The organism is Brevibacterium sp. CBA3109 (assembly GCF_040256645.1).
GTDB lineage: Bacteria > Actinomycetota > Actinomycetes > Actinomycetales > Brevibacteriaceae > Brevibacterium > Brevibacterium koreense.
The window spans coordinates 2258885-2278340 of record NZ_CP158281.1 but is presented as its reverse complement, the minus strand read 5'-3'; the positions used below and the strand labels follow the sequence as shown (position 1 = coordinate 2278340).

The 19456-nt window shown below is 62.4% G+C and carries 19 protein-coding genes; 16 read left to right on the top strand and 3 right to left on the bottom strand.

The window, feature by feature from the left end:
• Window positions 1-150 precede the first annotated feature (150 nt).
• The 7 genes from AAFP32_RS10440 to AAFP32_RS10410 all read left to right on the top strand — a co-directional run bounded on the left by AAFP32_RS10440 (window position 151) and on the right by AAFP32_RS10410 (window position 5078).
• A complete protein-coding gene (locus AAFP32_RS10440; protein ID WP_350269084.1) occupies window positions 151-483 on the top strand; it encodes a LysM peptidoglycan-binding domain-containing protein in 333 nt (110 codons plus the stop codon).
• Between the two features lie 33 nt (window positions 484-516).
• Window positions 517-1626: a histidinol-phosphate transaminase gene (locus AAFP32_RS10435; RefSeq protein ID WP_350269083.1), complete on the top strand. Its 1110-nt coding sequence runs from the start codon at window positions 517-519 to the stop codon at window positions 1624-1626.
• Between the two features lie 29 nt (window positions 1627-1655).
• Window positions 1656-2252 (top strand): imidazoleglycerol-phosphate dehydratase HisB, encoded by a 597-nt coding sequence (hisB, locus tag AAFP32_RS10430; protein ID WP_350269082.1) that lies wholly within the window; start codon window positions 1656-1658, stop codon window positions 2250-2252.
• Entirely contained in the window at window positions 2249-2851 is a 603-nt protein-coding gene (locus AAFP32_RS10425; RefSeq protein ID WP_350269081.1) for a hypothetical protein, read from the top strand. Before hisB ends, AAFP32_RS10425 begins: the two co-directional genes overlap by 4 nt.
• On the top strand, window positions 2848-3477 hold the full coding sequence (hisH, locus tag AAFP32_RS10420) for an imidazole glycerol phosphate synthase subunit HisH (protein ID WP_350269080.1): 630 nt from the start codon (window positions 2848-2850) through the stop codon (window positions 3475-3477). Before AAFP32_RS10425 ends, hisH begins: the two co-directional genes overlap by 4 nt.
• A 91-nt stretch (window positions 3478-3568) precedes the next feature.
• Window positions 3569-4306 carry a bifunctional 1-(5-phosphoribosyl)-5-((5-phosphoribosylamino)methylideneamino)imidazole-4-carboxamide isomerase/phosphoribosylanthranilate isomerase PriA gene (gene priA / locus AAFP32_RS10415; RefSeq protein ID WP_350269079.1) on the top strand — a complete coding sequence of 246 codons (738 nt, stop codon included), beginning with the start codon at window positions 3569-3571 and terminating at the stop codon, window positions 4304-4306.
• A 4-nt stretch (window positions 4307-4310) separates the two neighbouring features.
• Window positions 4311-5078: an SseB family protein gene (locus AAFP32_RS10410; RefSeq protein ID WP_350269078.1), complete on the top strand. Its 768-nt coding sequence runs from the start codon at window positions 4311-4313 to the stop codon at window positions 5076-5078.
• A gap of 269 nt (window positions 5079-5347) precedes the next feature.
• Here AAFP32_RS10410 and AAFP32_RS10405 read toward each other — a convergent pair whose 3' ends face one another.
• Window positions 5348-8797, bottom strand: coding sequence for a DEAD/DEAH box helicase (locus AAFP32_RS10405; RefSeq protein WP_350269077.1), 3450 nt, complete (start codon window positions 8795-8797; stop codon window positions 5348-5350).
• A 130-nt stretch (window positions 8798-8927) separates the two neighbouring features.
• The gene (locus tag AAFP32_RS10400; protein WP_350269076.1) at window positions 8928-9299 is read right to left on the bottom strand and encodes a DUF1844 domain-containing protein; all 372 of its coding nucleotides are present in this window, start codon (window positions 9297-9299) and stop codon (window positions 8928-8930) included.
• 275 nt (window positions 9300-9574) lie between these two features.
• Here AAFP32_RS10400 and infC point away from each other — a divergent pair, with 275 nt between their 5' ends.
• The 7 genes from infC to AAFP32_RS10365 all read left to right on the top strand — a co-directional run bounded on the left by infC (window position 9575) and on the right by AAFP32_RS10365 (window position 13963).
• Complete coding sequence (gene infC, locus AAFP32_RS10395; RefSeq protein ID WP_350269075.1) at window positions 9575-10255, top strand: translation initiation factor IF-3; 681 nt, start codon at window positions 9575-9577, stop codon at window positions 10253-10255.
• 98 nt (window positions 10256-10353) lie between these two features.
• Window positions 10354-10560: a 50S ribosomal protein L35 gene (gene rpmI, locus AAFP32_RS10390; RefSeq protein ID WP_009885053.1), complete on the top strand. Its 207-nt coding sequence runs from the start codon at window positions 10354-10356 to the stop codon at window positions 10558-10560.
• Window positions 10561-10661: 101 nt separating this feature from the next.
• Window positions 10662-11051 carry a 50S ribosomal protein L20 gene (rplT, locus tag AAFP32_RS10385; RefSeq protein WP_101619776.1) on the top strand — a complete coding sequence of 130 codons (390 nt, stop codon included), beginning with the start codon at window positions 10662-10664 and terminating at the stop codon, window positions 11049-11051.
• Window positions 11052-11175: 124 nt separating this feature from the next.
• Window positions 11176-12066 (top strand): RNA methyltransferase, encoded by an 891-nt coding sequence (locus AAFP32_RS10380; RefSeq protein WP_350269074.1) that lies wholly within the window; start codon window positions 11176-11178, stop codon window positions 12064-12066.
• Between the two features lie 515 nt (window positions 12067-12581).
• Entirely contained in the window at window positions 12582-12839 is a 258-nt protein-coding gene (locus AAFP32_RS10375; RefSeq protein ID WP_350269073.1) for a hypothetical protein, read from the top strand.
• A gap of 25 nt (window positions 12840-12864) precedes the next feature.
• Window positions 12865-13554, top strand: coding sequence for a pentapeptide repeat-containing protein (locus AAFP32_RS10370; protein ID WP_350269072.1), 690 nt, complete (start codon window positions 12865-12867; stop codon window positions 13552-13554).
• Between the two features lie 58 nt (window positions 13555-13612).
• On the top strand, window positions 13613-13963 hold the full coding sequence (locus AAFP32_RS10365) for an SdpI family protein (RefSeq protein WP_350269071.1): 351 nt from the start codon (window positions 13613-13615) through the stop codon (window positions 13961-13963).
• Between the two features lie 42 nt (window positions 13964-14005).
• Here AAFP32_RS10365 and AAFP32_RS10360 read toward each other — a convergent pair whose 3' ends face one another.
• Entirely contained in the window at window positions 14006-15661 is a 1656-nt protein-coding gene (locus tag AAFP32_RS10360; RefSeq protein ID WP_350269070.1) for an acetolactate synthase large subunit, read from the bottom strand.
• A gap of 167 nt (window positions 15662-15828) precedes the next feature.
• On the opposite strand from AAFP32_RS10360, the gene pheS reads away from it, so the two are divergent.
• Together pheS and pheT are read left to right on the top strand one after the other, a co-directional pair.
• Window positions 15829-16872: a phenylalanine--tRNA ligase subunit alpha gene (gene pheS / locus AAFP32_RS10355; RefSeq protein WP_350269069.1), complete on the top strand. Its 1044-nt coding sequence runs from the start codon at window positions 15829-15831 to the stop codon at window positions 16870-16872.
• Window position 16873: 1 nt separating this feature from the next.
• Complete coding sequence (pheT, locus tag AAFP32_RS10350) at window positions 16874-19447, top strand: phenylalanine--tRNA ligase subunit beta (protein ID WP_350269068.1); 2574 nt, start codon at window positions 16874-16876, stop codon at window positions 19445-19447.
• Window positions 19448-19456: the final 9 nt, after the last annotated feature.

The following is a 19456-nucleotide window of genomic DNA, read 5'->3' as shown; positions in this document are numbered from 1 at the left end:
GGTTCTATCAGACCAATCAACAACGCTGGTTCCCCCTCATTGTCGCATAAATGTTCGAGTTGGACTGGACATATGTTCGATTGGCATGTTGAATAGAACAGACGTTCTACCTATTACGGGTGGAATCGTACGAAGGAAAGAGGTTAATCGATGTCTGCACAGAACCAGGAACTGCGTTTCACCACTCGTGGACGCCAGGCGATGCGTCTGCTTCGGACCATGGTGTGCGCTTTCGTCATCGTCGGCGGAGCATTCTTCGTCGCCACGCAGTCGTTCTCGGCCGCAGCCGGAGCAGAGGCCGAGGACATCGGGATCGACGCCGAAGCAGTCGTCGTCGGTGAAGGAGAGTCACTGTGGGCCGTTGCTGTGGACCTCGGGCTCGACCGTGACACTCGCGATGTCGTGTCTGACATCGCCGACATCAACCATCTGTCCTCGCCTGTGGTGCACCCGGGTCAGACCTTGGATGTGCCCCAACGCTAGACTGATGCGGTGGGAAATAACGAGTCTTTGCCAGTGCGTTCTGACCTAGTCGGCCTCAAGCCCTATGGGGCTCCGCATCTGGACGTGCCGGTGCAGCTGAACGTCAACGAGAACGCCTATCCGATTCCGGATGTGGTCGTCGAAAGCATGCGATCGGCTGTTGACGGGCACTTCGCCGGACTCAATCGCTACCCCGATCGTGAGTTCGAGGAACTGCGTGAACATCTGGTCACCTATCTGCACGGAGTCAATGACCGAGCCGGTCAGACCGTTGGACTCAGCTCTGACATGATCTGGGCGGCAAACGGATCGAACGAGGTCCTCTCCCATATCGTCCAGGCATTCGGCGGGCCGGGTCGCACGGTCCTCGGATTCACTCCCAGCTACTCCATGCACCCCCTGATCACCACCGGTACCGGTGCCACCTGGCAGTCATCGGCGCGCAAGGATGACTTCACCCTTGATGCGGAAACCGTGGGCGCCGAGGTAGCCAAAACCGATCCCGACATCGTCTTCCTGTGCACACCGAACAACCCGACAGGCACATCGATCGGTCTCGACGTCATCGAAGCCGCGTATGACAATTGCTCGGGCATCGTCATCGTCGACGAGGCCTATGCCGAATTCTCCAGGCCCGCACAGGCCTCGGCGATGACGCTTCTGGCCGGTCGTCCCCGTCTGGTCGTGTCGCGGACGATGAGCAAGGCGTTCGCCTGCGCAGGACTGCGCCTGGGCTACGCGATCGCGGCACCGGAACTCATCGATGTCCTGCGCCTGGTGCGTTTGCCTTACCACCTGTCGGAAATCACCCAGGTACTTGCCTGCACCGCTCTGGAACACGCTGACGTCCTTCTGGAGAACGTGGACCGGCTCAGCGACTCTCGCGACCGAATTTCGGAGCACTTAAGAAACGTTGGATTCACCATCTATCCCAGCGATTCGAACTTCGTCCTGTTCGGCAACATCGCCTCCCCACCGGAACTGTGGCAGAAGCTGCTGGATCGCGGAATACTGATCCGTGATATCGGCATCACCCACCATGCTCGGGTCAACGCGGGCACCGAGGAGGAGACCACCGCGTTCCTCGGTGCAGTCGACGAGATTCTGGCAGAGGACCCCAGCATTCTGCTGGCATCGAACTGAGATCCCACCATTCCTACGAAAGGCCATTCATGAGGCAGGCACAACGCTCCCGTACGACCTCAGAATCTGCGGTCACCGTATCCATCGACCTCGACGGAACCGGTTCTTCCGACATCTCGACCAGTGTTCCCTTCTTCGACCACATGCTCACGGCTCTGTCGAAGCACTCCCTGATCGACATGGAGATCAAGGCCGAAGGCGATACGCACATCGACGTCCATCACACGGTTGAGGACACCTCCATCGTGCTGGGCCAAGCGCTGAGTCAGGCGCTGGGAGACAAGACCGGCATTCGCCGCTACGGGCTGGCCGCTGTCCCACTGGACGAGGCGCTGGCCCGCTGCGTCGTCGATGTGGCCGGTCGCCCCTACTTCGTGCACGAGGGAGAGCCCGAAGGTCAGCAGTACCACCTCATCGGTGGTCATTTCACGGGATCGATGACCTCGCACGCCCTTGAGTCGATTGCTTTCCATGCCGGTCTCACCGTGCACCTCGACCTCCTGCGCGGCCGAGACCCGCACCACATTGCAGAAGCCGAATTCAAAGCCTTCGCCCGCGCACTGCGCGAGGCAGTCGAACCGGATGAGCGCAATCATTCGGTACCCAGCACCAAAGGAGTCCTGTGAGCACCACCGTCATCGTGACTCCCTTCGGTGTCGCCGAGCAGCTGGCGGCTGCCTGCGTGCTGTCGAACATCAAGGGCACCATCGTCCCCATCGGAGACTTCACCGGAATCGTCTTGGCCGACACAGATGTCCAGACAGGCAACGAGGCCGCCGCAGCGATCTCGAAGCTCTCCGGTAAGCACGAAGTCCTGCTGTTGGCCCGCAGTGAGGAACAGATCGACGCCGGTCACTTCCGGCACGGAGCCCGCGAATCGGATGTGCCGGCCGGTCTGGCGCTGAAGAACCTTCCGGATGTCCTCGAGCAGCTCCTGCTCGAAATAGTGTCAGCCGACGCTGTTGAGGGCAGCATTCCCACCTCCTCCATGACGAAACTCCAGGCCAGCGCCGCCACCATGTCTCCGGGGCGGGCCGCTGTGGCTCGGACAGCGCTGCTGTGGATCGTCGTAGCGGTCCTCGCTGGGCTCGTCACTGCCTTCGGCATCACCATCGGTCTGAGCGGAAACACCATGGCCTGGCTGGTCGCTGTCTTCGGCGTGATCGTCCTCGGCTTCTCCCTGTGGAGGATCTACAGGGTCCTGACCAAGGGAGCAAAGCAATGAGCACGGTCGCTGTCCTTGACTATGGGGCGGGCAACGTCCGTTCGGCCGTTCGAGCGGTTGCCGCCGCCGGCGCAGAGGTCGTGCTCACCGCCGACCGTGCCGTCATTGATGCCGCAGACGGCCTGCTCGTCCCTGGCGTCGGTGCCTATTCGGCCGTGATGACCGGACTGAAGCGAGTCGGCGGGGACGACCTCATCCGTTCCTGGCACGAAGACCAGCGACCTCTGCTCGGCATCTGCGTCGGGCTGCAGGTGTTCTTCGCCCGCGGGGAAGAGCACGGGGAGAAGACGCAGGGAATTGGACTCTGGCCCGGAGCGGTCACGGCACTCGATGCTCCTGTCGTGCCGCACATGGGTTGGTCACAGGTCAGCCCACCGAGGACCTCACAGATGTTCGACGGTGTGGCCGAAGAGCGTTTCTACTTCGTCCATTCCTATGCGGCAACCGAAGCTCCAGAGAACACCCTCGTGACCACGGCCACCCATGGTGGCAGCTTCGTCGCGGCCGTTGAGGATGGCACCACCTGGGCAGCCCAGTTCCACCCCGAGAAGTCAGCCGATGCGGGTGCGAGGCTGCTGCGCAACTGGCTCGCCTCCTTCCCGCAGGCCGGCGAGGAACGCCACTAACATTGTCGATGCGCAGCAGTTCCATACGTTCCGGTTCCACACGTTTCGATTCCTCCAGCTCAGTCTCCAGAGCCTCTTGAGAAAGGTCACAATGACTCAAACCCCCAACAAACTCGTCCTCCTGCCGGCTGTTGACGTCGCCGATGGCAAAGCCGTCCGCCTCGTCCAGGGTGAAGCCGGGACCGAAACGGACTATGGTTCTCCCATCGACGCGGCCCACGACTTCGAAAGCCGAGGGGCGGAGTGGATCCACCTCGTCGACCTCGACGCGGCATTCGGTCGCGGATCGAACTCTGATCTGCTCAACCAGGTCGTCAAGGCCGTCGGTATCAAGGTCGAACTCTCCGGAGGCATCCGCGACACCGAGAGCCTCGAACGGGCACTCGACACTGGAGCAGAGCGGGTGAACATCGGGACTGCCGCGTTGGAGAACCCGGAATGGACCGCCGACATGATCTCGCGTTTCGGCGATCAGGTTGCCATTGGTCTCGACGTCCGGGGAACAACGCTCGCCGCCCGTGGCTGGACTCAGGACGGGGGAGATCTCTACGAGGTTCTCTCCATCCTGGAGAAGGCAGGCTGTGCCCGCTACGTCGTCACCGACGTCCGTAAGGACGGCACGCTGCAGGGGCCCAATGTGGAGCTGCTGAAGTCGATGGCGGAGAAGACTGAGAAGCCGATCGTGGCATCGGGTGGAGTCTCCAGCCTCGACGACCTGAGGAACCTGCGTGAGTTGGTGCCATTCGGTGTGGACTCGGCGATCGTGGGCAAGGCGCTCTACGCCGGAAAGTTCACCTTGGAAGAAGCTCTCGAAGTCGCTGGAGGCTGAACAAGTGACCTCGGAATCGACCGATCGATCCGATTCCGCCGGACAATCGTGGTCCGGCCGTGAACTGCGGCCGAACCCGTTCTCGGGCGATTCTGGGCTTGCTGATGCGGGCCTTCTCGAGGCACTGCACCAGGTAGGCCGGGAACCCTTGGACCCGACGCTGCACAGCAACGTCCTCTCCGCTCTGTCGCAAGCGCGACTGTATGCACCGATCATCCCGATGGCACTTGACCAGGAGGTCGGAGAGCACGGGCTGATGGTCGACAACTCCTCGGAGATGGCCATGGTCCGACTGCAGGCCGATGACGGCAGGGAGTGCACCCCCGGCTTCTGCTCGATCCCACCCTTGACGGCATGGCATCCGGACGCTCGGCCCGTGCCGATCGAATCGGAGCGGCTCGTCCTCGGCGCGATTGAGGCCGATTCGCAGCTCGTCGTCCTCGACCCTGGAGCTGAGACGTCGTTCCTGCTGCGTCGTCCCGCAATGTTCGCGTTCGTCCACGGGCAGGACTGGACTCCGTCCTGGGCCGACGCCGAGGTGGGACGACGTCTTGCCAGCATCGCCGAATCCTTCTCCTGGCTGAGTCGCCTGTCGCTGAGTCCGGGAAGCCGACAGGTCAACGTCGGGGGCCCGGAATTGGGCATCACCCTCGGCGTGGAATCAGAGGTCCCCGCGGCCGAGCTGCAGCGCTTCCAGGAAACGGTCGCCGCGGATGAGGAGCTGGTTGCGAAGATCGATTCGCTGGCCATCCGCCTGCAACCGCTGAGCTAGATGCACCGGCCACGGAGCTAGATGCACCGGCCACGGAGCTAGACCGCATTGAGGCGAGCATCTCCGAGCTCACCCCAGCATGGCGATGACGCCCTCCTGCCAGCCGGCACGATTGCCCTCCGGCTCCGACCCTCGGTGTGACGATGCTGGCGCGGCCGCGCAGTCTTGCGCGCACCAGACCAACTCTCAGGCTCCCCAAGTCACGCAGCCAAGACGTGTGTCGGCGCTCGGGCCTTGAGCGAGCGCACGAAGTTATGACACCAAGCTGTTCACCCGTCGAGAAGCCCGCGGATGTCCTCACCCGTGATCGCTGATGAGAAGCCCTCACCCTCATTGACCAGGGAGTCGAAGAGCTGTGCCTTCCTTTCCTGCAGTGCTAGCACCTTCTCCTCGATCGTCTTCTCAGACACCATCCGATAGACCATGACGTTCTTCGTCTGCCCGATTCGGTGTGCACGATCGACTGCCTGGGCTTCGACCGCAGGATTCCACCAGGGGTCGAGGAGGAAGACATAGTCGGCCTCCGTCAGTGTCAGGCCGAATCCACCGGCCTTGAGGCTGATCAGGAAGACCGGTGCGTCCCCAGTCCTGAAGTCGTCGATGACTGCGCCGCGATTCCGAGTGGAACCGTCGAGATAGCAGTAGTTGATACCGCGATGGTCCAGTTGCTCACCGACTCGGGTGAGGAACGAGGTGAACTGGCTGAAGATGATGGTGCGGTGGCCCTCGGCAACGATGTCGTCGAGGTGGGAGAAGAGTGCGCTGAGTTTGCTCGACCCGATCGCTTCATATTTCTCATCGATGAGATACGGGTCGATGGCCAACATCCGCAGGAGTGTCAGCGACCGGAAGATCGCAAAGCGGTTCCGATCCATGTCGTTGATGAGACCGAGGAGCTTCTTCCTCTCCTTCTGCAGGACCGTACTATACAGGTCCCTGTGTTTGGTGCTGAGTTCGACGCGCAGGACCTGTTCCTGCTTCGGTGGCAGGTCGGCTGCGACAAGTTCTTTGTTCCGTCGTTTCATGAACGGTCGGATCCGCCGTCGCAGCAGAGCCATCCCCTCCGGGCTCTCACCCGATTCGATGGGGGAGACGATCTCACGACGGAACTTCTCGATGTCCGGCAGCAGTCCTGGTGAGGTGATCGAGCACAGCGACCACAGGTCGGTCAGCGAGTTCTCCATCGGTGTGCCGGTGATGGCCAGACGGAACCGGGCCTGTATCGTCTTCGCCGCAGCGTGGACCTTCGCGGTCCTGTTCTTCACGAACTGTGCCTCGTCGAGGACGAAGGTGTCCCACACGACCGATCTGAAGGCCCGTGCGTCGAGGCGCAGAATCGCGTATGAGGTGATGACGAGGTCAGCATCCTCGATCTCTTCGGCCAGGGTGGTCTTCCGTTTCTTCTCTGTGGCCGAGATCGTGGCGACTCGCAGACCTGGTGCGAACTTCTCCGCCTCCGCTCGCCAGGTCGACATCACCGAGGTGGGCGCGACGACGAGGATGGGGGCGGCGTTGTTATCCGTGTTCTTGACGTGAGTGAACAGGCTCAGCGCTTGCAGCGTCTTGCCCAGGCCCATGTCGTCGGCCAGGATTCCGCCGAGCCCGCTGGACCACAGTGCCACCAGCCAACTGAATCCCTCCAGCTGATAGGGCCGCAGTGTGGCTTCGATACCCGTCGGCACGTCGAGAGCCGGAATCTCGCCGAGGTGGCTCAGTGTTTCAACCGAGCGTCTCCACGAGGCCGCGGCTGCGGATTCGTCGACGACTTCGTCGAACTCAGCCCACAGATCCATGTGATAGCGCGAGAGGCGGGGCGACTCCGGTTGCCAGTCCGCGATGACATCTGAATCGGCGAGCATTCGACGAAACTTGTCGAAGAAGGGGCCGTCGAGTGAGAAATAGGTGCCGTCGGGCAGGACCATCATCGCAGCTCCCTGCGCCAAGGTGACGAACAGGTCTGCGAAGCGTACCTGCTGTCCGTCGATCGTGACGTGGAAGCGGATGTCGAACCAATCGCTGTCCTCAGCTTCCTCTGTCGACATCGAGACCAGCGGAGCATCGGTGACTTCTCGATAGCCCGGACGATCACCGATCTCAAGCACATCGAGATGATCGATGTCGCTCAGATTCGGCAGCAGCTTGTCGACGAAGACTGCCGTTTGCAGAACGTCGAGGTCCACGGTGTCCGCACAGCGAACCTCGCTTGGCAGCGTCAGCGGCAGTGGGGTTGCGGCAACGGTGGAACTCAGCTTCACGAGCACGCGGTCTTCGTGCTCGACGCTCCGGTTGCGATCGACCAGTGCGCCACGGCGGACCGGAAACGTCTGCACCGGGTGATGGTAATGCCACTCCCACGTCAGGTGCGCACCTTGGTCCCCGTAGGTGATGGTGAGTGCGAGGTCGGGTGGTGCGAGCACAGGCAGGGTCACCGAATCGTCGGAGGAGACGACGGTGGTGGCGTAGGCGAGCTTGGGATAGAAGTCCGTGAAGAAGTCATGGGTCTGGTCATCGGTGATCGTCACCGGTTCCCAGCGACGCAGCATCTGAACCACATCGCGATCTGTCCTTGTCTCGGCAGGAGCCAGGACGAGGGAAAAGCCGCCGGTAGTCGAGATTCCGTAGAAGCCATGATCATCGATCGAGCCGCAGAAGCCCTGGTCGAACGACTCGTCATCAATGGTGACCCTGGAGCGGGCCTCGAGCCCACCTGATATCGCCACCACATCGCATTCCGTCGACCCTTCCTCACCGTGGTGAAGTGAGAGCTCGCGGCTGGTGCCGACGAGTCCGATGCCCAGTGACCTTGCCTGGTCGAAGAGATGCCAGAGCAAGGGCGAAGTGAACCAGTCGAGGACTACTGAGTCATCATTGGTGATCAGGTGCTTCGAACCGATGGCCGACAGGCCGTACAGCTGTGCGAACCAAGCCGCCTGCCCGTGAGCATATGCACGAGTGTTCGAGGTGTTGGCGATGTTGGACCACGACACGTCTCTTTTGATCCAATTGCCGCGCGCACCTTCCATCAGTGGCCTCAGAGTGACGACGAGATCGGAGCGACCGGTGAACTTCGGCCGCCTGATCGGATGGGTTTCGAAGTTCCCGAATCCCGTGCGTCGCAGCTGGCAGATCTCGAAGCCGAGGGCAAGGCGAGTCGGTGTGCTGCCGGCCAGTGTGCCACCAGGACCCGAGGCCCACACCGAACCGTCGACTCGGTCGGAGGAGAATCCGGACAGAATCGACTTCCAATCGGGCTCTCTGGATTCGTGTGACGACGCGTTGCTGCCACCGGGAACCCAGCTTCGGGGGCTCTTGCGCGCAGTGCCGCTGCGGGCGGTCCGCCAGCCGGCGTCGTCGGGGGAGAGGCGTTGGTCAGGGTCGTGCAGCGCGGTTGAACCGAATGGGGCCACCTGTCGGATCGAGACCGCCATCAGTGCCGCCACCACGTGTTTGCAGTCTCCGCCCACGGGGCAGGTGCACCGCGAAGAGAGCACAGTGAATGATTTGGCTGTGGGGCTGTGGCGTTGAAGCCGAACAGTGCTGATGTAATCGTGTGCCGCAGTCCCCGAGACATCTGCCCGCAGTGTCATGGCCTGCGGGTCCCAGCTGGCCTGCCCGACCATCCCCTTGTTGGCGTAGCTGCGCCCGCGCTCGTAGAACGTGGTGCCGAAGTAGTCCTGCAACTCCTTGGCACTCACGTACGGCAGTTCAGCGGGAGACATGGGACGATGATCTCATTCGGCACTGACACAGCAGAAGCGGCCCCCGACCATTGGTCGAGAGCCGCAGCGGATGTGGAGATTCATGATGCATGGTGCGCGACGAAATCGCCGGCACTCATAAAGGCGTCTGTCAGCGTACGGGACCGGTGTATTTCTCGCCGGGGCCCTGTCCGGGCTCATCCTGAATGGCCGAGGCTTCCCGGAACGCCAACTGGAGGCTGCGCAGGCCGTCGCGCAGAGGACGAGCATGGTGGTCGCCGATGACGGTGGCGGCTCCGGTGACCAGGCCGGCCAGGGCGGTGATGAGCTTGCGCGCTTCGTCGAGGTCCTGCAGCTCTGCTGCCGGAACATCGGGGGAGTCTTCAGCCAGGCCGCATTTGACGGCGGCGGCAGACATCAGGTGCACAGCTGCGGATGTGATGACCTCGATGGCTGGTACTTCGGCGATATCACGAGTGACATCGGCAACCGCCTCGGCGGGTACAGATTTTTCAGAACTCATGGAACCAGCTTGACATATGATTCGCCCGACGATTGCATGTTCGGCCTCGATGTGCGAAGAGTCATGAAGCGTAGTACACTGAATTGTGGTGCGAAGCGGGGTCTGACTCCCACCTTGATCGTGTGAAACGATCGGGTCCAATGATCTGATGATCGACAGCCCGGGCGCAAGCTCGAGGTCGAAGGTTTCAGGTCGAGGTGTATTCACTTGATGTGCCGCGGTGATCTCAACCGTTGCTCTGATGTGTGTGTGCAGGCTCCCTTGGCATGTGGTCAATGGGAGCCTTTTCTATTGCCACGACATCATTTGAGCGAAAAAGGAGTGAACACATCAGCGAGACGCGCATCAATGACCGGATTCGGGTTCCCGAGGTCCGGTTGGTCGGACCCAACGGTGAACAGGTCGGTATCGTTGCCATTCGCAAGGCACTCGACCTCGCTCGCGAGGCAGATCTCGACTTGGTCGAGGTTGCACCGCAGGCGAAGCCTCCCGTCGCCAAACTCATGGACTACGGGAAATTCAAATACGAATCTGCTCAGAAGGCCAGAGAAGCCCGTAAGAACCAGGCGAACACTGCGCTGAAAGAGATCCGCTTCCGTCTCAAGATCGATGAACACGACTACGAGACGAAGAAGGGGCATGTGACCCGCTTCCTGGCCGGTGGCGACAAGGTCAAGGTCATGATCATGTTCCGCGGACGTGAACAGTCCCGCCCTGAAATGGGCATCAAACTGCTCAACCGCCTGGCCGAAGATGTGTCGGACCTCGGCACCGTCGAATCCTCGCCACGGGTCGACGGACGCAACATGGTGATGGTCATTGCCCCACATAAGTCAAAATCCGACGCCAAGGCCGAGGCCCGCAAGGCATCATCAGATGCCAAGGGCAACGTCCCCGAGGTGAAGTCCCGACGTGATCGTGTCGCTGCAGAGAAGCACGCAGCGCCCGACGCGTGAGAAGTAAGTACCGATTCGCTGGAGCCTGAACGGTTTCAGCGTGTGAAGTAGTTGCCGGTGGTCGCCACCAGCAACGAAATGCAAAGGAGAACGGCTCGATGCCGAAGCAGAAGACGAACAGCAGCGCCAAGAAGCGCATGCGTGTGACGGGTACTGGCAAGATCATGCGTGAAGGCGTGAACAACCAGCACAAGTTCGAGGGCAAGTCCTCGGCCCGTAAGCGTCGCGTTGCGGAGGACCAGGTCCTCACCGGCGGAGATCGCGCCAAAGCCCGCAAGCTTCTGGGCAAGCTCAAGGGCAGGTGAGACCCACTCGGGTCTCCATCCCGGGCAGCCACTGATGTGGTTCCCATAGCTTGAACCTGACTCCGGCACTGCCGGTAGAACTAATTTTGAAGGAGTAACACGTGGCACGTGTTAAGAGAGCGGTCAACGCTCACAAGAAGCGCCGGGTCATCCTTGACCGGGCAAGCGGCTACCGGGGACAGCGTTCGCGCCTGTACCGCAAGGCCAAAGAGCAGGTCATTCACTCGCTGGTTTACAGCTACCGTGACCGTCGCGCCCGCAAGGGTGACTTCCGTCGCCTGTGGATCCAGCGCATCAACGCCGGTGCTCGCGCCAACGGCATGACGTACAACCGCTTCATCCAGGGCCTCAAGGCCGCTGACGTCGTGGTCGACCGCCGTATGCTCGCTGAGCTCGCCGTCAACGATTCAGCCACCTTCGCGCACCTGATCAAGGTCGCCAAGGAAGCTCTTCCGGCTGATGTCAACGCAGCGAAGACCGCCGCAGCCTGAGCTGCCGGTCCTCATCCTCTCAACGGCCCCGAACTTACTTGGTTCGGGGCCGTTGATTTTGTCCCAGAACCTTTCCTCCGATAGCCAGTAGTCCCTCCAGCAAGAATGCGGGTCAGCGAATTCCATGAAACTCCCAGACGCCATCTCCTCACCGAATTCGAAACGGGTCAAGAACGCGGTCAAGCTGCTCAAGCGCCACAGCCGCAAGACGATGGGCCAGTTCCTCGTCGAGGGACCCCAGGCCGTACGTGAGGCTCTGGAGCGGCACGCGGAGCTGGGCCTTCCCGGCCAGGCGCCCGGCGTTCCGGACTGGGTGGGGTCGAATGCTGATCCGCGCGGTGCGGTCACCGAACTCTTCATCACGGAAGAGGCCGCCGAGGCGCATCCGGAGTTCGTCGAGACCGTCAAAGACTGCGACATCCGGTGGAACATCATCACCGACGAGGTGCTCACCGAGCTGTCCGCAACCGTGAACTCACAGGGCGTCGTCGCCGTCTGTGAGCGCATCGACGTCGACCTGCCTTCGGTCATCGACAAGGAAGCACAGCTCATCGTCGTTCTCTCCCAGGTCCGTGACCCCGGCAACGCCGGCACGATCATCCGTCTTGCCGATGCCGCAGGGGCTGACGCAGTGGTCCTCACCTCGTCAAGCGTCGACATCTACAACGACAAGACCGTCCGCTCCACTGCTGGTTCCCTGTTCCATGTTCCCGTGGTCACCGGGGTCGGACTCGCCGAGGTGACCGAACTGGCTCGTGCCCGCGGCCTGCAGGTGCTCGCCGCCGACGCCAACGACGAGTCTCACGACATCCACCATCCTTGGGACAGCGGGCTCGATCTGACTGCTCGCACCGCCTGGGTCTTCGGCAACGAAGCCTGGGGGATGAAGACAGAAGACCTCGAACTCTGTGACTCCTCGGCGGCTGTTCCGATCTACGGCAAGGCCGAGAGCCTCAATCTGGCGACTGCTGCCAGCGTGTGCATCTACGAGAGTGCTCGCAACCAGCGGATGTGAGTCGCGCGCCTAGCGTTCAACGAATTCTGCTGCCGAACGTGATTCGACTGCGTCCGGCTTGAACCGAGCAAGTGTTCCAGATCAGAGCGACGTCTGCTAGCGTTGAAAGCAAGGTACCTGTCTATTAATGCGTGAGGCGCAGGACGGAGCGAAGCAATGCCTGGCACGAAAATTCGGCCGCAGTCGCTGTCGGAACTGCACACGAGGTGCGCGCGGGATGTGCTGAACTCTGTCCTGGTATGCATCGCGATCGCCGCACTGTTCTGGGCCATCAACTTCGGTACCAGCTCTTCGCCCTCGGTCCCGCGCCTGCTCGTCACTGCGACGATGCCAGCTATGATTTTCGGGGACCTTATTCGTTACTTCCGTGCAAAGAGGCGTTTCGACTTCGTACAGCCGTTGCCTGCTGGGGCGTCGCCGGCTTAAGCTCTCTCAGGTGGAAGTCGCTGCAGCAGTTGCGTCGTCTAACTGCCTGCGGTTATTCCACCTAGTGACAACGGGGAGAAGCAGAGTTTATGACCACACAGCAACACGAAGGATTCTTCTCGAAGACTGAGTGGAAATTCGTTGGCTTTCTTGCACTTGCGTTCGTTCTCACTCCGGTGTTCTACGGCCTGCCGTTGTTGAGTCCGCTGTTCGCTCTGTCGACCAGTCTCAGGCGCGAGCGGCGAAAAATGATGTGGCTCTGGATCGTTGCATCGATCCTGGTGCTGATGTCAATCGCCCCGTTCATTCTTAAGGCGGCTGGGCTGAGTGACTTCGTCGTCGAATAGTCGACGCAGTGACGACAATAGGGACGTGTCCTACCCAGCCGATACGGTGGAGACCATGACGACTGAAGCTCCACGCGCACCGAAGATCACGCTGACGAACTTGACGCCCGGCTACCTCGGCGACATTGGTCCGGAGGAGTTCCTCGAGGGCATGGAACTGAAAGATCTTGACCTCGCCGAGGTGGATTCCACCCAAGCCACCTACCTGGACTCATCTTTGTCCCGGGTGAACTTCGGTGACGCCGAGTCTCCCGTGAACCTCACCGGTGCACGGTTCTCCGGCAGCAGAATCGAGGACTGCCGGGCCGACACCTGGACTATGCCGCGGGGGAGTCTCGTCCACACCGAGATCTCGGGCACTCGGATCGGTGCAGGGGTGGTTCATGACAGCGTGTGGGAGAAGGTCGTTCTCAGCAACTGTCGGATCTCCTACCTCAACCTGCGCGGAGCCAAACTCACCGACGTTCAATTCCGCGACTGCGTCATCGACGAGATCGACCTCGACCGGGCCAAAGTCAACAGGGTGTCATTTCCCGGTTCGAGCGTCGGAGTGCTGCAGTGCGAGAGCGCGACTTTGGGCAATGTGGATCTGCGGGGTCTGCAGCCGCATAAGATCTCGGGTGTCCACTCGCTGCGGGGTGCCACCATCGATGAGATGCAGATGATGCTCTTCGCCGAACTCTTCGCCAGCGAACTCGGCATCACGGTCGAATGACCGCCGCCGAGGTTGGTGCAGCTGGTCAGGCGAGTCAGGAACGAGAGGAGCAGCGCTGATGTTCTACGCGCCCATGGCGGGTTACCTGATCGTGGCAGCGGTCAGCGTCGTACTGATCGTCGCTGTGCGCAAAAAGGCGATCGGCAGGAACTCTGCGATCGGCATACGCACGCGGCACACGCTGGCCTCCGCTGCAGCATGGGAGGCAGGCCAACGAGCAGGCGTGCCCTACCTCGTTGGCATCGCCGTCATCAGTATCGGCCACGCCGTGGCATTGCTGTGCGTTGAACTCTCGAATGCCACGACGGCCGGGCACATACTGGCCCTGCTCGGGTGGGTCCTCATCCTCGTCTGCGCTGTACTTGCCGTCAGAGCGGCAAATGGTGCAGCGAGATCAGTCGGCCCGTGAGGCCAATCTGACCGTTCGCCCACCCGGGCCGTTCGCCCAGCCCTACTGCGCGTCCAGCGCCGCAGCCTCCCGCTGACCCAGTTCGTCGATGAGCACTCGCTCGTTCTCCGAATAGTCCACGGGTACGACCACGAGGTGGACTCCGCCGGCGGCAAAGGCGGACTCGAGGACGTCATGCATGTCGTCGACATTCCCCAGCCGGTGCCCGGTGGCCCCGTAGGACTCGGCGTAGGCGACGAATTCGGGGTTGCCGAAGGTCAGCCCATAGTCGGGCATGCCGTCGACAGCCTGCTTCCACCGGATCATGCCGTAGGAGCTGTCTTCGAGGACGAGTACGACGAGGTCGAGGCCCAGTCGCACCGCGGTCTCCATCTCCTGGCTGTTCATCATGAACCCGCCGTCTCCGACGACTGCCATGACCCGGCGTTCCGGGTAGGTCAGCTTCGCTGCCATGGCCGAGGGGAGGCCGGCCCCCATGGTGGCAAGTGCATTGTCGAGGAGGAGTGTATTGGCCCTCGTGGTCCGGTAGTTTCGGGCGAACCAGATCTTGTACATGCCGTTGTCGAGGGCGACGACCCCGTCAACGGGCATGACCTTGCGCACCTCAGACACGATGCGCTGCGGAATGAACCGGTCGGCGTCGGACTTCTCTTCGATCTTCTCCAAGATCCCCGCCCGCATGGGCAGGAGTGCTCCGGCATTGGGCACATGGCCGACGAGCTCCACAGCGAGTCGGTCCAGGCTCGGGCCGAGGTCACCGATGGTTTCGACCTGCGGGAAGTAGACCTGCTCGACGACGGCCGCCCGGTAGCCGACGTGGACGACGGTCGGTCCGTTCTCATCCATCGTGAACGGTGGCTTCTCGGTCGTATCGTGGCCGATCGTGACGATGACGTCGGCCTTCTCGATCGCGTCATGGACGTAGTCACGGCTGGTCAGAGCTGCGGTGCCCATGTACAGATCGGACGAGCCGGACACGGTTCCTTTGCCCATCTGCGTGGTGAAGTAGGGGATGCGCACCCGGGAGACGAATCTCGACAGAGCCTCGCTGGCGTCCGAACGTGAGGCATCGGCGCCGAGCATGAGCAGCGGTCGCTTCGCGGTCCGGATCACCTGGGCGGCGGCATCGATGGCATCGTCGCTGGCCGTGGCGCGTCCATTGGTGTGCGGCTGCACGAGTTCACTCTGCTCCAGTGGCATCGCGGCGATGTCCTCCGGGAGTTCCAGGTGCACAGGACCCGGCCGTTCGGACTGGGCGACGCGGAAGGCCTCCCTGATCATGGTGGGGATCATCCTCGGCGAGGTGATCTGACGGCTGTCCTTCGTCAGCGGCTTCATCGTCGCCACGGTATTGACGATCTGGAAGCGTGCCTGCTCAGCCGTGCGGATCCCCTTCTGTCCGGTGATCATGATCACCGGCATCCCGCCGAGGTGAGCGTAGGCGGCACCGGTCGCCAAGTTGAGTGCACCCGGGCCCAGGGTGGTCAGACACACCCCCGGTTTGCCCGTCAGCCGCCCGTAGGTCGCGGCCATGAAGGCGGCGGCCTGTTCGTGGCGGGTGAGGACGAATTCGATGGTGGACTGGCGCAGAGAATCGATGAAGTCGATATTCTCCTCACCGGGGATGCCGAAGATGCGTTCGACTCCCTCGTTCTCCAGGGCCTTGACCATGACATCGGAAGCTCGCTGAGTCGTCATCCTTCGACACTACATCGTCTGACAACAGGTCTCGATGAGCCAGGTCACAGACCTGGGCGAAGTCCCCAATGCACATCATCCGGACGGGTGGCCTGGCACCGAATCACAGGCGATAGACTTATGCGCGGTAGAAGAACGGTACCTACGCAGGCATATGAAGGACTTTGATGACTGACCAGCTCGACCCTCTGGACGAGTCGGCCGTGAAGGCGGCCGTTGATGCGGCCTTGAGCGCATTCGCGGACGCACACACTCTCGACGATCTCAAGACAGCGAAGATCGACCATACCGGCGACAAGTCCCCGTTGGCTCTGGCCAACCGGGCCATCGGCGGTCTCGACAAGGCCGACAAGGCTGCCGCCGGCAAGATCGTCGGCAAGTCCCGCGGCCAGGTCAAGAAGGCACTCGACGCCCGTCAGGCCGAGCTCGAGGCCGAGCGCGACGCTGCTGTTCTCATCGAAGAGTCCATCGACGTCACTCTGCCCACGGACCGCAACCGCCTCGGCGCTCGCCATCCGCTGTCCCTCATCCAGGAACAGGCGTCCGACTACTTCATCGGCCTCGGCTGGGAAGTCGCCGAAGGCCCCGAAATCGAATCCGAGTGGCTGAACTTCGATGCCCTGAACTTCGGGCCCGACCATCCTGCTCGTCAGATGCAGGACACTTTCTTCGTCGACCCCGCCGATGCCGGACTCGTGCTGCGCACCCACACCTCACCGGTCCAGTCGCGTTCCCTCCTGCAGCGTGGTGTCCCGCTCTACGTCGTGTGCCCGGGCAAGACCTTCCGCACCGATGAACTCGATGCCACCCATACCCCGGTCTTCCACCAGATCGAAGGCATCGCCATCGACAAGGGCCTGACCATGGCCAACCTGCAGGGCACCCTCGACGGCTTCGCCCGTGAGATGTTCGGGCCCGAGTCGAAGACTCGCCTGCGCCCCAGCTTCTTCCCGTTCACCGAACCGAGCGCCGAAATGGACTTCTGGTTCCCCAACAAGGTCGGCGGTCCCGGCTGGATCGAGTGGGGCGGCTGCGGCATGGTCCACCCCAATGTGCTCAAGGCCGCCGGAATCGACCCCGAGGTCTACCAGGGCTTCGCCTTCGGCATGGGCATCGAGCGCACCCTGATGCTGCGCGAAGGAATCAACGATATGCATGACATGGTCGAGGGCGATGTGCGCTTCTCGGCTCGTTTCGGAATGAAGGCTTGATATGCGCGTCCCACTGAACTGGCTGGCCGACTACGTCGATCTCCCGGCCGATACGGATCCCCATGCCCTGGCCGCGGAATTCGCCTCGATCGGACTCGAGGAAGAGGACTTCTTCGGCCCCGAGATCACCGGCCCCCTCGTCGTCGGTCGCGTCCTTGAACTCGTTAAGGAAGAGCACTCGAACGGCAAGACCGTCAACTGGTGCCGCGTCGACGTCGGACCTGAGCACAATGAAGATCTCGATGATCCGAAGGACCCGCAGCCCGGCGAGGAACGACCCAGCCGCGGCATCATCTGCGGTGCCCACAACTTCGTCGTCGGTGACCTCGTCGTCGCCTGCCTGCCCGGAGCCGTCCTGCCCGGTGATTTCCAGATCGCTGCCCGCAAGACCTACGGACACAAGTCCGACGGCATGATCTGCTCGGCCAAGGAACTCGGCCTGGGCGAGGACCACGACGGCATCATCGTCCTGAAGAACCTCGGTCTGAGCGGTGAACCCGGCGACGACGCGATTGCCCTCCTCGGACTCGACCAGGTCACTCTCGACGTCAACGTCACCCCCGACCGCGGTTACCAGCTGTCGATGCGCGGCATCGCCCGCGAGTACGCGCAGATGAAGGGCCAGTCCTTCACCGATATCGGAAGCCCTGCCGTCGCCGAGGTGAACGCCCCCACCGACGGCGGCTTCCCTGTCGTCATCGAGGACTCCAACCCCATCGACGGCAATATCGGCTGCGACCAGTTCACCGCCGTGCAGGTCACCGGCCTGGACACGAGTGCACAGACCCCGTTCTGGATGCAGCGTCGCCTCATTGCCGCAGGCATGCGCCCCATCAGCCTCACCGTCGATGTCACGAACTACGTCATGCTCGAACTCGGCCAGCCCCTCCACGCCTATGACACGGCGCTGCTGGGCGAGGAGATCGTCGTGCGCCGCGCGCAGGCGGGGGAGAAGTTCACGACCCTCGACGATGTGGAACGGAAACTCGATCCCGAAGACCTCCTCATCACCGACCGTGGTGGCCAGGGCGGAAAGATCATCGGTCTGGCCGGTGTCATGGGTGGTGCCGACGTCGAGGTCAACTCCGAGACCACCGACATCGTCATCGAGGCCGCACACTTCGACCCGATCTCGATCGCTCGGACCGCCAGGCGGCACAAGCTCTCCTCCGAGGCCTCGCGCCACTTCGAACGCGGGGTTGACCCGAGACTCGGTCCCGTCGCCGCCCGTCGCTGCGCCGACCTGCTCGTCGAACTCGCCGGCGGCACGCTCAGCCCGGCGACCACGCAGGTGGGCCAGGCACCGGAACCCACGGTCATCGACCTCGATGTCGCTCGTGTGGGCAACCTCGTGGGCATCGACTATTCGGCAGCCGAGGTCACCGAGCAGCTGACTGCCATCGGCGCATCGGTTGCTGCCGGGGATGAAGGACGCTTGAGCGTCACCGTCCCCAGCTGGCGCACAGACATCACGGCCGACGTGGACCTCATCGAAGAAGTGGCCCGCACCAGCGGCTACGACAAGATCCCATCGATCCAGCCGGCCGCTCGGGCAGGCAATGGTCTGACCGAGGCGCAGAAGACGCGTCGTCGGATCTCGAACCTGCTCGCCGCTGACGGGTACACCGAGGTGCTGTCCTACCCGTTCACGAACTCGAAGCGTGACGATGAGATGCGACTCGACGCCGACGACATTCGTCGTCAGCACATTCGTCTCGCGAACCCGATGTCAGAGGATCTGCCGCTGATGCGGACCACCCTGCTCTCGACCCTGGTCGAACTGGTGGTGCGCAACTTTGGCCGCGGAGCCAAGGACGTCGCGCTCTTCGAAGGTGGACTCGTCTCCACCTCGGCGGGACTGCCCGCCGGACCGGGACCACGGCACCTGCCCGGATACCACCCGAGCGATGCGGAGCTGGAGAAGATCTACGCCTCCGTTCCCGCTCAGCCCTACCACTACGCGGGCATCATCGCCGGCAACGTCGAACTTCCCGGCGTCTGGGGCAAGGGGCGCAAGGCCGACGCCACGGACGTCATCGACACCGTCCGTCGCATTGCACGCACCAACGGCATCGAGGTCAGCGTCGAAGCCGACCAGATCGCACCCTGGCACCCGGGGCGGGCGGCGAAGTTCGTCCTCGCCGATGGGCAGGCTCTCGGGCATGCGGGTGAACTCCACCCGAAGGTGTGCGAGAACCTGGGGCTGCCGGCCCGGACCGTAGCCTTCGAAATCGACCTGGACGCGCTGCTAGCTCAGGACGATCTGCGGTCCTGGGACGGTGCACTCTCTACCTACCCGGTCTCCCGTCAGGATGTCGCTCTCATCGTCGATGCGGAGCTGCCCACGCAGACCCTGGCCGCGACTCTGCGCGAGGGCGCCGGTGAGGAGCTCGAGCAACTCGAGACCTTTGACCTCTACACCGGTGATCAGCTGCCCGAGGGCAAGAAGTCGCTGGCCTTCCGCCTGACCTTCCGGGCCGCCGATCGCACGCTCAAGGCAGATGACGCCTCGGCGATGCGTGAGGCTGCGACGCAGCTGGCGGCTGAGCGTCACGGCGCCGAAGTGAGAAGCTGAGGAGACGAC